Source organism: Psychrosphaera sp. B3R10 (genome assembly GCF_018861025.1).
GTDB lineage: Bacteria > Pseudomonadota > Gammaproteobacteria > Enterobacterales > Alteromonadaceae > Psychrosphaera > Psychrosphaera algicola.
The window spans coordinates 164,903-177,175 of sequence record NZ_JAHKQH010000042.1 but is presented as its reverse complement, the minus strand read 5'-3'; the positions used below and the strand labels follow the sequence as shown (position 1 = coordinate 177,175).

At 39.2% G+C, this 12,273-nt stretch carries 10 protein-coding genes; 2 read left to right on the top strand and 8 right to left on the bottom strand.

Going from position 1 to position 12,273, the window contains the following annotated elements; translation table 11 throughout:
• Window positions 1-2 precede the first annotated feature (2 nt).
• Window positions 3-1,340: a DUF1800 family protein gene (locus KO525_RS16240; protein ID WP_215964880.1), complete on the bottom strand. Its 1,338-nt coding sequence runs from the start codon at window positions 1,338-1,340 to the stop codon at window positions 3-5.
• A 227-nt stretch (window positions 1,341-1,567) separates the two neighbouring features.
• Here KO525_RS16240 and KO525_RS16235 point away from each other — a divergent pair, with 227 nt between their 5' ends.
• On the top strand, window positions 1,568-1,798 hold the full coding sequence (locus tag KO525_RS16235; protein ID WP_215964879.1) for a FeoA family protein: 231 nt from the start codon (window positions 1,568-1,570) through the stop codon (window positions 1,796-1,798).
• Between the two features lie 22 nt (window positions 1,799-1,820).
• Entirely contained in the window at window positions 1,821-3,638 is a 1,818-nt protein-coding gene (locus KO525_RS16230; RefSeq protein WP_215964878.1) for a ferrous iron transporter B, read from the top strand.
• A gap of 92 nt (window positions 3,639-3,730) precedes the next feature.
• Here the strand turns inward: KO525_RS16230 and KO525_RS16225 are convergent, their stop codons facing one another.
• From KO525_RS16225 to KO525_RS16195, 7 genes are all read right to left on the bottom strand, one after another.
• On the bottom strand, window positions 3,731-4,150 hold the full coding sequence (locus tag KO525_RS16225; protein ID WP_215964877.1) for a group 1 truncated hemoglobin: 420 nt from the start codon (window positions 4,148-4,150) through the stop codon (window positions 3,731-3,733).
• Complete coding sequence (locus KO525_RS16220) at window positions 4,150-5,004, bottom strand: DUF3034 family protein (RefSeq protein WP_215964876.1); 855 nt, start codon at window positions 5,002-5,004, stop codon at window positions 4,150-4,152. Before KO525_RS16220 ends, KO525_RS16225 begins: the two co-directional genes overlap by 1 nt.
• The gene (locus tag KO525_RS16215; RefSeq protein WP_215964875.1) at window positions 5,001-7,331 is read right to left on the bottom strand and encodes an EAL domain-containing protein; all 2,331 of its coding nucleotides are present in this window, start codon (window positions 7,329-7,331) and stop codon (window positions 5,001-5,003) included. The genes KO525_RS16220 and KO525_RS16215 overlap by 4 nt, the downstream gene beginning before the upstream one ends.
• Window positions 7,331-7,978, bottom strand: coding sequence for a methylamine utilization protein (locus KO525_RS16210; RefSeq protein WP_215964874.1), 648 nt, complete (start codon window positions 7,976-7,978; stop codon window positions 7,331-7,333). Before KO525_RS16210 ends, KO525_RS16215 begins: the two co-directional genes overlap by 1 nt.
• A gap of 125 nt (window positions 7,979-8,103) precedes the next feature.
• The gene (locus tag KO525_RS16205; RefSeq protein ID WP_215964873.1) at window positions 8,104-9,036 is read right to left on the bottom strand and encodes a GGDEF domain-containing response regulator; all 933 of its coding nucleotides are present in this window, start codon (window positions 9,034-9,036) and stop codon (window positions 8,104-8,106) included.
• Window positions 9,033-9,443, bottom strand: a complete 411-nt coding sequence (locus tag KO525_RS16200) for a response regulator (protein WP_215964872.1) — start codon at window positions 9,441-9,443, stop codon at window positions 9,033-9,035. Before KO525_RS16200 ends, KO525_RS16205 begins: the two co-directional genes overlap by 4 nt.
• A gap of 3 nt (window positions 9,444-9,446) precedes the next feature.
• Window positions 9,447-12,125 carry a PAS domain S-box protein gene (locus KO525_RS16195; protein ID WP_215964871.1) on the bottom strand — a complete coding sequence of 893 codons (2,679 nt, stop codon included), beginning with the start codon at window positions 12,123-12,125 and terminating at the stop codon, window positions 9,447-9,449.
• Window positions 12,126-12,273 lie beyond the last annotated feature (148 nt).

The window sequence follows — 12,273 nt, the reverse complement described above, 5'->3', positions numbered from 1 at the left end:
GTCTATCTCCTTTGGAATTCTGGGCTTAGCAACAACATGGCTGTTGCTTGTTTACGAGATTCTGCGCGTACCACCGATAGATAGGTCAACTCCGACACTGTGTTAGACAATGCAGTGGCTAATAGTTGTTCAGCGTTTGCTTTAAATCGAGACGCAACATTCATGGCTAAATCAATTCGGGTCATTACTGCATTTGCGCCCATCCAATCAGCCTCAGTGTCTGCAAACCCGGCAGGTGATCCAGCTTTAAAAGGTGCTTGACCCAGTTGTTTTAATACTTGTTGTACTTGTCTGCCTTTATATTTGTTATTCGGTAGCAATCGCATACTGGACAAGACAAAATCTCGAGGGGTTTTATACTTTTGAAGCGATGCAGACCACGATTCCTCTGCATCAATTAACGTTGTCATAACTTGCTTAATATTGCCGTTTGTCTTTTGCCAAGTGACTTCAAGTTTATCCAATAATGACTTAGGAGGATTGTCACTTACAAAGTGAGAAGCAAGCTTTTTACAAATAAAATGACGAGTAGACGCATGCTGTGCAATATCTTTTAACATCAACTCGCCCTGCTCAACACCACCTTTTTTATAGGTTCTAGACAGCAATTTGCGACTACCAGGTTCATGCCCTTTTTCTCGAAACACAAAGCCTTGATCCGGCTCTTTAGCTGGATATGCAATGCTCCATCCAGTAATACCCTTTGCAAGCTCTATTACGTCCTGTTGAGTATAACCACCGTTCACGCCAAGCGTATGCAGCTCTAAAATTTCACGTGCCAAATTTTCATTTAAGCCTTTGCCACGTTTTCCCATTTTGGAATTTGGCCCAAATGACCGTTCATTATTTAAATAAAGTAACATCGCGGGATGTTTAACCACCGCCACCAATAAGTCTTCAAAATTACCAAAAAGATTTGGCGCAATTGCTTCGCGCTCTAATGTCGGGGCCAATACGTTTAATACATTTGACTGTGCGGTTACAGAAAAATGATTAGAGAAAAAATCTAATAATCGCCACTGAATTGTATGATCTGCGTTAACGACTTGTGTGAAAGAGTCGTCGATAAAACGAATATAGGTTTGTCTAGGAAAAGATTTTTGTTCTTTCGACAGCTCTTTACCTTGTTTTTTAGCCTTTTTCCGCTGTTGCTGATATTCATACAGTTGCTGACGCAGCGAAATTGACGTCGGTAAACTATTATCAAAATCAGGGGCTATTAGCCCTGATTTCAACCAGGCTTTTGCATCAATGTTTTGTTTAACATTGTCGGTGCTCTTTGCTCCATAACCAAATCGATTGGCCGCAATTATGGAGGCATTAAAATGAGAATATTGCATCAACGCCACGCTTTCTGAGTTAATAAAATTTCAAGTATCTTATTAAATATACTAAAACCCCACACTCAGCAACTTGTTATCGCTGTTTATATCAACAATTTGCAAATACTTATCAAAAAGCGACCTTAAGCAACCTTACAAATGATAATTATTATCATTTGCAACATGATTACTTCACTGTATACTGCAAAAAAATGACAGTTCCTATAAGGCTTTGGAGATTAATAATGACACTTTGGGACCTTACTAAAAACTCACTTTCAACGATTTCTCATCTGTCTCCCACCCTTGAGGAAGCATTGTTAGTGCGACTTATGGAAATGGGTTTTGAAACGAATCAATCCATCACGTGTTTAAGGCGTACGCCATTTTCTGGCCCAATCGTCGTCCAATTAGGTGACTCAGTTTTCTCATTAGAACAAGAGCTTGCTCAACACGTATATCTCGCAACAAACTAAGTTACAAATTAAAGATATAAACATGAAAAAAATCTTAATGGTTGGTAAGCCAAACTGTGGAAAAAGTTTGCTGTTTAATCAACTTACAGGTCTAAGACAAAAAGTCGCAAATTATCCTGGTGTGACTGTCGAAATAAAAAGTGGCGTAATGGACAACGTTGAACTTATCGATTTTCCAGGTACCTATTCTTTAAATAGTTTATCTAAAGATGAAGAAGTCGCAATAAACCAGCTAAATGCGAAGCTCGCTGACGATGACACATCTTTGGTTTTATGTGTTCTAGATGCGACTCGTTTAGAGCGCAGTTTGGTGTTTGCTCTTCAAGCTCAACAACTTGCAACTCAAGCGAGTAAACCCATAGCGTTTGTCGTAAATTTTATTGACGAACTCAAGCGCTTTGGTCACAGTTTTGACATCGACGCCCTGTCTCATGATTTAGGTGCTCCGGTCTATGCGGTCTCTGCTAGAGATTTAGATGGTATTACTGAACTCAAGCAAGCTTTATTGGCGAAAGATTATCAAACCTACCCCTCGTTGAGTCGTCAAACACCAATTAGTAGTGTTTCCGATGCGGTAAAAAGAAGTCGAGAATTAGCGTCTAAATACGCAATTAATCGTGATGTAATTCTTAAAAACCAAAATGTACTCGATGCTTTTTTACTTAACAGTTTGTTTGGTTCCATTGCATTTTTTGCCATCATGTTTCTGCTATTTCAAAGTATATTCACGTGGGCAACGCCATTGATGGACGCGGTGGAAGTTAGCCTCGGAGCAATAGCGCAGTTTATAACAGGCTTTGTCGGTAATGGCGTTGTAAGTGACTTTATCAATGATGCTATTTTTGGTGGTGTCGGGTCGTTTTTGGTCTTCGTACCTCAAATCATGGTACTCACATTTGTTATCGGTTTATTAGAAGACAGTGGGTATTTATCGCGAGCCGCATTAATTTGCCATAAACCCCTAAGCTTTTTTGGTTTGTCCGGTCGCAGTTTCATCCCTTATTTGTCGGGCCACGCCTGTGCAATTCCGGCAATAATGGCGGCAAGAACGATAGAGTCGCCTCGAAAACGCCTCATAACTATGATGACTATTCCGTTAATATCATGTTCTGCTCGACTGCCAGTTTACGCTTTACTAATCGCTGTGTTAATCCCGACTGATGTGTATTGGTTGGGTTTGTTTAATATGCAAGGTGTGGCGTTTTTTGGACTTTACTTTTTTGGCATTGTGACGGCGCTAGCCATCAGCGCTTTATTAAGTCGGTCAACAATAACTGAGCAAGAAAAAACTGAAATGCCTTTTATTATCGAGATGCCAAGTTATCGACTTCCACACTGGAAACCACTAGGTCACCGTGTCGTAAACAGTGCGGTGCAATTTATAAAACGTGCAGCGCCAGTTATATTTGTGGTGTCTTTAGTGATTTGGGTATTGGGTTATTTTCCACTCAATGCCAGTTTAGAAGATTCGTTTTTGGGTACGATCGGTCATTTTATTGAACCTATTTTTGAACCACTTGGATTAGACTGGCGATATGGGATTGCTATATTAATGTCGTTCTTAGCCCGTGAAGTCTTTGTCGGGGCTCTAGGCACCTTATACGGAATGGAAGGCGCAGATGAGAACATTAGCGGCTTAGCGGCGCAAATACTTAACGAAGGCTTACCACTTAATACCGGTATCGGCTTGTTGTTATTTTACGTTGTTGCGTTGCAATGTGTGGCTACCGTGGCAACGCTTAAAGGTGAGATAGGTAATAATAAATTATCCTGGGGTCTCTATGGATTCTATGGCTTGTTGGCTTACGCCTTGGCTTTTGTTGCTAATGTCGTAATTTAGACACAATTGGTTATAAATTAAGGCTGTTATTACTTTAACAGCCTTAACATTTGACTAAGTAAACGTTTATGTAAAAGTGAACCTTACAGGTACTACAGGTACAAAATCTCGTGACGTAATTTAGCTAATCGTTGTAATAATTGGTTTTGGATCCTATGTGGCACATCGGCCTTAGTCATTGCGCTAATGAGCAGGTCAACGGTGGTATTAAAATCAGTCTCTGTGATATTCATACCTTCATGTACTTGTTGCATCGTATCCCCCGTATATTGGCAATTACCATCTGCAATGACGCAGATATGTTCAATTAATTTTTCGCGAAACCGATCGACATCCGATTCAGTAAAATATTGAAATATCTTTTTGTTAAACTGAATCTCTTCAATAAAATTATCGACAATCAACTCAACTTTTTTGTCGCCACCTAACTGCTGATATAACGTAACATTTGTGGTTACACACGCCGTTAACGCTGCGGTGAGAATGATAACGCCCCATACTTTTCCACTCATCACCAAAGTTTCCCCGTTAAATTAAGAAATAAACCTTCTTGACCTGTTGCCCCGGCAATACTGCCGAGTTTTGCCCAGGCCAGCGTTAAACTGACATTTTTGTTCGGCACATACGCCACAAATATGTCATACCAATCGTCCTCACCCAGACCTAAATTATCGGGCTTTTGTCGATATTCAACACCAATGACTAAGTTTCTTGAAAGCAATATTCCGGCGGAGCCTTCCATCATCAAATTATGAGAGGTATCCGACACGGACCCATACCCTAAAAAGCCCGTTTGATTAGCCTTAGTCAACCGGCCGGTGACATTCCAAACAACGTTAAAGCCAGCCGCTAAACCTAAATGAACCTTAGTTGCAGCTAAGTAGTAATCTGTATTTGAAGAGGACTCTTTAGCGCCTACTGCATCTGCAATAACATAGTCTTTCAAGCGTTTATGATGAAGACCTGCGCTTACCTGCGGCCAAACACCGTATACGGCATCACCGTATAATTTTACCTTGGCACCAAAGACTTCCTGTTGAATATCACCACCCAGCGAACTTAATGTAAAGCGTTGTTTAGCATAACTAAGTTCGACTTTATCATAGAGCCCAATTGCTGCACTGGTCACATCTAAACGGTAATCGGTGGTTGAAACTTGGGTTGTCGACACTGTTGCCGCGACTTCGTCACGCGAACCATAACCTGATATGACGGCCCATGGTACAAGTCCACCGCCTGCAGACCCCTCAATTTGTGTTACGCCAGCCGTTGCTAGCAACTTGCCGTCATTGGTCCCCGCGTATAATGACCCGACAAACAAAGTCGGCAATAAAATTGCGCTTAATATCGTTTTCCAACTTGTCATTCTTGCACCTTTTTATCGTGATATTGCGCTAACCAACCGGTCACCTCTGAGGCTGGCATAGGCCGGCTAATGTAATAACCTTGGATATACTGGCAACCTAATTGACGCAATATCTCCAACGATGCTTTATTTTCAATCCCTTCTGCCACCACAGACAATCCAAAGTTTGTTGCCAGGGAAATAATACACTTCACAATGGTTAAATCGTCTTCATTTTGATCAAGTTGTAGAATAAACGCTTTATCAATTTTTAATGTTTGCACCGGGAAGTCTTTAATATAAGACAACGATGAGTGGCCTGTACCAAAGTCGTCGATGGCCAACGAAAACCCTTTTTCGACAAACAAATTGAGTTGCGCAATGGCTCTTTGTGGATCTGACATGATGTCGCTTTCAGTTATTTCAAACGACAATTGATTAATTGAAATATCAAACTCTTTTAAGCAATCATCAATATATTCAATTAAGTCCCCACACACTATGTCCTGTGCAGAGAGGTTAATTGCTATTTGTTGTTCAGGTAATTGCCAGTGATGTAAATCTCTGATAACACGTCGAATAACCCACTGTGTTAAAGACTTAATGATACCGGCACTTTCTGCAATTGGGATAAACATCTCTGGCGAAACAAAGCCTAATTTTTTACTATTCCAGCGGATCAAGGCTTCCATTTTATCAACGCTATTGTTGCTTAATGCCAATTTAGGTTGATAGAACATTGCCAGTTCGTCTTTATTGTCACTTTCTAATAGGTGCTGTAATTCATATAAAACTTCGATTCGTTGAATATAGGCGGCTTCCTGCTCAGGCAGATAATATTGAATATTGTTACTTTTTGTCCGAGCATGACTTGCTGCAATACTTAAACTTCGGATCACGTCTTCAGCTTTGTCAAACACGCTATTTTTATTATTACTGTCGTTGACACTAACAATGCCAATGACCAATTTGATCCGCACTTTTACCTGCGAAACCAATATTGAACGTTCCATTTCTGATTGAATATCGACGATGTTCTCTAGCGTCACGGTTTGATTGGGGAGCCAAATAACTTCCCCGCCAGCAATTCTCGCTGTACAGCCGCCCTTCGTTTTAATTTCACCAGCGAGGTATTGCAAACACTCATCACCAACTTTATAACCGAAAGTCTCATTCAGCTCTCTAAATCCATTTATCTGAATTGCAATGACCTGAAAAGCACCGTTGTTTTCTAAGCCTTCCTGAACGAGTTCAAGCAATCGAGTGCGGTTATAAAGGCCAGTTACCATATCGTGAGTAGCGTTATAGCTAATCGTTTTTTCACGTTCTGAAATGTTCAACTGCATCTGTTTAAAAGCAACAGATAAGTCAGCAATTTCAGTCGTGCTGGTGTTTAGTTCAATTGTATTTTGGTAGTCACCACGGGATATACGTTTCGCTAGTATAGAGAGGCGTTCCAGAGGTTTTGTCACATTTTTAGAAAAACCAACCCCGAGTAATAGCGCAACAAATACGGCGATAACAGAAATTACGGCAACGTCTTTAATAAGCGTATAAAACTCTTTAAATAACAGATCGGTGTTATGACTTAGCATCACATAACCTGTGAAATGTGGGTAGTTTTCCAGTCTGAAAGCCTGAGTTGTTAGATGCAAGCGACTAAATTTTTTAGCGTTTTCTAATAAAGGTAAATTTGATTGCAGTACGATTTCAGCGTCTGCCGGCGACAATGTGGTTAAATATGCCGACTTTTCTTGGTCAAATAAAAGGGTAATATCGAGGGTCGTTAATTGGCTAAATCGGTCAACGAGTTTTTGATCCATTTCAAACCCTATCATAGCTATGGCGATAGGGTTTGGTGCGTCGACGGTAAGAAATAAAGATTGGTAGAGTTTGCCATTAATCAAATTAAACGTAATTAAACCACCATCGCGCAAAACATTATCATAAATTTCTGGTGTAAGGTAACTGCCGCTATCTGTCGTTAGAGTATCCGTTTTGCCAATGACTTTAGCGTCTAATGACATCACCAGCATAAGATCCGCTGAAATACGTTCGCTGTGGTTATTCAGCATACTGTCTATCGTTGCGCTATCTAACGTGGCGATGGCTTGTTTAAAACCAAAGTCTTCGGTTAAAACCGTAGCAGCATTAACTAACAGGTTTTCACGACTTTCAAGTGAGTTTACAAAGACACTATGACCAACTTCTAATTCACGGGACAACTGCGTATCGGCATGTCGACTGGTTGCAAACCAAATCGCCATTAAAATAACGATTGAGATCAACAAAACGATGCTAACAACGAGCTTGTTTATTCTAAACTTTAATGAATTTTTAAATAACACTAATATGTTTTCCCAAAACGAGTTTTCCGTTTTTGTTGTTTTGTTGAAGCGTCATTGTTTAACAAGGATAAGGTAATGATTTGTGTCGCTTCTATCGGGTCTGACAAATTTGCTTTTTTGTGCTCGAGTCGATTAGTGGACAGACGCGGATGCCAATATTGAAATTCCATTGTCGATGCAAGCCCCATCGATTCTGGCAAATTGACATTACCCTCGCTGTCACTCAAAAAGGTATTGGCTTGGTCAGTCACATAGATATAACCAATCATTTTATCGTGAATATTACAGCCAAGTTCCACTACGCCCGCCGATGAAAACGTCACGGGGTCAGTGGGTGTGTTTTTGTATAGTTTAATTTCAAACGGTTTGGTTTTTGAAAAGCTATAAACGTGATGGCGAACATCATCTCGATTTGGAAAAGCTACTTGTTGACCTTTATCTATGAGCAAAACATAAGGGGCAAATTGAATGTCGACTTGGTCCATAATAGCAACGGGTTTCGTCAATGACTTGTCGACCGCTTGATTGGAAAACTTAACAACAACATTACTTATTGCGGTACCTGCAGGATCAGCAAAATGTAATGTTTTAGCATCAATACTAAGACTGCACAAAAACATCAAAAGGCTTAATGTGATTTTATTCATAACTCATTTATCTTTATCATGTTTTTGCTTTTACAAACCATACATTACAACACTCATCATTTCACCTTTATGTTGCACTTTTTTCGTTTTACTTAGGTACCATTGCTCTAATTATATTTACAGATCTAGCTCTTGATTGATTTAGCTGCTGATAGGCCTAGTTTTTTAGTCTTCGCCTCATACATCGCTGTGTCAGCGGATTCTAAAAGTTGCTTTTTGGTCGTGCCATGATCGCCGTAAATAGCAACCCCCATACTTCCTGTGACTTCAACTTTGATCGCAACGCCATCGTCTGATTCGACAAAATAGTCATCGCAAACCACACTTAACTGGCTTTTTGCTGCGGCCAAACACTCATCAATAGTTTGTACATTTGGCAATAGCGTAACAAATTCATCACCGCCATAGCGGGCGATAAAATCAGATGAACGACTGAAAATTTCCAACCGTCCCCCCAAAAGCGTTAATAAGGTATCTCCAGCTCGATGACCGTAGGTGTCGTTCAAATATTTAAAGTTGTTTAAATCTAAAAATATGATGCCAAATTTTTCGTCATATCGTTCTGCTTTACTTATCAATTCAGCAAACTTCGACTCTAAAGCCTCCCGATTGTAAAGCCGTGTCAAAACATCTCTCGATGCCGACTCTTCTAGTGCTTTAATTAACTTAAACCGTTCCTTTGAAAATCGAATTACCCTTTGTAATAATGATGCCGTCATTTCAGGCTTAGGGATATAATCCTGAGCCCCAAGTTGCACCAACTGATTACCCATTTTAGGATCATCTATCCCGGTGAGAACAACGATTGGTACATTGTGTGCGAGTTTCTTGACCTTAATCATAGTATCCAACCCTTTGCTGTCGGGGACATTTAGATCAATGATAACTAGTTCAGGCATTAAGTTTTTAAGGCCACTTGTTAACGACTCCAATGTTTTAAATACACCAATCGAATGTTTATCAAGTACGTCACTTTGAATCGCTTTCGTGATCAAATAGGCGTCCTCTGTATCGTCTTCGAGGAGATAAATGAGTAATCCACTTTTATCTACATTCATGTGTTAATTGCCCTATTATATATTGCCCAAAATCCTACTACTGACTTTAGAAAAGCCGCTATTTCATTTATTGTGTCTAGTTTTTTTATATAAGAACTTGCCCCGATTTTATAGCTTTCTTCAATGTCTTTTACGTTTTTAGAAGTGGTATAGATCAAAACTGGTAACGTTACGAGACCTAAGCTTTGCCTAATAATCCGAAGTGTTTCAAGACCACCAATGCCTGGCATATTTAGATCAAGTAAAACAATCGAATTCTCACAATCTTTGTTTACCGCTAAATAATCACAAATTTCTTTACCATCTCTATATGTACTTAAATTGATCGGCAGGGCGACTTTTTTCACGGCTTGCTTAAAAAAATATATATCGTCTTGATCATCATCTACCAATAATAAATTAATCATTTTTTAATGCCTTGGTAATGAAATAGTTATAGTCGTCCCTACGCCAACTTCACTGTCACAAGCGATTGTCCCTTTATGAACTGATACTATCTGAGTCACAATTGCTAAACCTATTCCACTGCCTTCATATTCATCCCTAACGTGCAGCCTCCTAAACGGTTCGAATACGTTGGCAATTTCAGAGTCTTGGATCCCAATGCCATTATCCTGAATAATAATATCGACGTTCTGCGCCCTATATTTACAACGAATAGAAACACATGGTGTTGTTTCTGCAGTGCAAAACTTCAAACTGTTACTGATTATATTTTGCATCATTTGCAAAATTAACCCTTCATCACCCACAATGTCGCCCACCGATTTATCCCAATTTACATCGGCTTTCCTATCGGCAATAGACAACTCCAAAATATCGCAGACCTCTTCCAATAACCTTGGTAAAGATATGTTCTTTTTATCTAGTGAATTGGAAGTGATCCGACTCAATTTAAGTAAATCGTGGATCATTGCTCCCATACGCTGTGCGGCTAACTTCATTCGCGATAATTCGAATATCGACGCTTCATCATTCTCGATCAATGGTGTTAAACGCTCAGACAAGGAGTCACTAAATGCGGTTATCTTACGCAATGGCTCCTGTAAATCATGGGATGCGACAAACGCAAAACGTTCTAAATATTCGTTTGATTCTTTTAATTTATCCACTAATTGATTCTTTTCGGTAACGTCAACAAACGTCCCCAATACTTGACTTGGCGTTCCGTCTGGATGACGAGTTAAAATTGAATCAACCGAATAGCACCAAACCCAATCACCGTTTTTATGTTTGAAACGATACTCCAACGGATGAAGTTCACCCTCTTTACAGTTAGCCATTTTGTCCAAATGCGTTGTAATGAGATCTTGTTCGTCTGGGTGGAACAACGCTAACAGGTTGTCGCACTTGTCTAAATCATCAATTGTATACCCTAATATAGTTTGGTATGCCTCATTGATAAGAGTATTTTTATAAGTAGTTAAATCAAAAATATACATACCACACACAGAATTATTAACCAAACTTTCCAAAAATTCCGTATTTTTTTCCAATTTTTCTTCGACGATTTTAAGTTCTGTAATGTCAGTCGCGGTACCAACTAACATAGAAACGTCGCCTCGAGAATCAGCAATTGGGTACAACGCCGTTTGAAACCAAAATGTTCTAATGGTCTCAACTTTCTCAATATATTCGATGGTCTTTTTAGAATTAATACAACTTCGGTATCGAGCGGAGACGTGATCAACAAATGCCTGTGGTAACAAACTGCCAGCGAGTTGTTTAAACGGTTTACCTATGATGACATCCTTGGGAACATTTACTATTTTTAACGCTGTGTCATTTAAGATGGTATAACACAACTCATCATCTTCCATTTGATTAACAACAAAAATTGCATTGCTAGAGCCTTCATATATGGCATTGAGAAGTTTGTTTTTTTGGTAGTATTTTTCTTCTTTTTGTTTCTCTTCTTCAATATATCGTAGAGAGCCCGAAATCAGCGTTGGCACATCATTAATGTCTAGAATTGAATTACCATTTATCGCAAACCAACCATATTCCCCAGTTTCATTTTTACCCACATACTCCACATAAAAACGTTCGCCATGTTCTAAATGTTGATTAAGTGCATGACTAACAGCATCAACGTAATCTGGGTGTACATTAGACAACCAGCTGTCAAAACTCGGTTCGTCTCCCAACTTAGCGCCTATCATCGAGTAAAATTTAGGGGACCAAATCATCTTGTTGGCTTTGAGATCCCATTCCCATAGCCCCTCTTCGGTAGCCCGAACGGCCCTCTCAAATCTAGAATTACTGTCAATTAACATCTGTTTAATTTGCATGACTTCGCGCAGGTCTTTGATAGTAATAACAAAGGCCATTTTTTCTTGGAATTCTTTTTTCGTTATCACAACCTCAACTGGAATTAGCTTATTTCCGTATTGAACACTGTCTAGAAACTTAATTTGATCGCCTATTTCGACGCCATCAAATAATTTTTCTTGGTGGAACTCCCACTTAAATTCTGTCGAATTCCCTTGAAATAACGTCGATATATGAACTGAATTTAACTCTTCGTTGTCATTAAATTCTTTGTTATAAAACGAGTTTGAGAGAATAACTCGGCCTTCGTCATCGACTAAAAGTAAGCTAATTGGAATCGAATCTAAAACAAACTGGGTCAGTTTCTGGCTTCTAAGTTGTCCTGATAAATATTCATTTTCTTTTTGACTGTCGGACCATTTATTTATGATCCCTTCGTATTGCTCTAAAGTTGGGATTTTAACGATTTGAGGCATTAACCTATATAAACTTATAGCAGTGACTAAAGAGATGATTGCCGTGAGAATTTTTGCGATGCCATGTAAGCCGTAAACCCCCTGCCAAATAGTCCAAACGCCCATTAAGTGGCTAATTCCGCACATTAAAATAAAGCCTGAAAATAAGACAAATACGGCGCGGTGTTCAATGTCAGGTCGATTGCGAATAAATGCAATTAGAGCAATTGGTATCGAAAAATAGGCAGCGGCAATAACAAGATCTGATATGACGTGCGCCCATAAAATATGCGGCTGCCAAAAATAGCAATGACCATGCGGCATATAGTCTGCACGGAAATAGGAGTCTAAGAGGTCACCCATAAAATAAAAACTATCCTAATTATAAACATTCAAAATTAAGCATAGCCGTTTTTCTATTTTTTGGTAAAAATATTAACCGTGGACATTAAGAATTAATCAATAAAATCATTTATATAAATAGCTCATTCTTTAAGCAGAAAAATTGATT

Bases quoted from the DNA above. Each gene is read 5' to 3' on its own strand.
- KO525_RS16195 (WP_215964871.1), bottom strand. From the start codon at position 12,125: ATGGGTGACCTCTTAGACTCCTATTTCCGTGCAGACTATATGCCGCAT.
- KO525_RS16205 (WP_215964873.1), bottom strand. From the start codon at position 9,036: ATGAATGTAGATAAAAGTGGATTACTCATTTATCTCCTCGAAGACGAT.
- KO525_RS16220 (WP_215964876.1), bottom strand. From the start codon at position 5,004: ATGACAAGTTGGAAAACGATATTAAGCGCAATTTTATTGCCGACTTTG.
- KO525_RS16240 (WP_215964880.1), bottom strand. From the start codon at position 1,340: ATGCAATATTCTCATTTTAATGCCTCCATAATTGCGGCCAATCGATTT.
- KO525_RS16230 (WP_215964878.1), top strand. From the start codon at position 1,821: ATGAAAAAAATCTTAATGGTTGGTAAGCCAAACTGTGGAAAAAGTTTG.
- KO525_RS16210 (WP_215964874.1), bottom strand. From the start codon at position 7,978: ATGAATAAAATCACATTAAGCCTTTTGATGTTTTTGTGCAGTCTTAGT.
- KO525_RS16235 (WP_215964879.1), top strand. From the start codon at position 1,568: ATGACACTTTGGGACCTTACTAAAAACTCACTTTCAACGATTTCTCAT.
- KO525_RS16225 (WP_215964877.1), bottom strand. From the start codon at position 4,150: ATGAGTGGAAAAGTATGGGGCGTTATCATTCTCACCGCAGCGTTAACG.
- KO525_RS16200 (WP_215964872.1), bottom strand. From the start codon at position 9,443: ATGATTAATTTATTATTGGTAGATGATGATCAAGACGATATATATTTT.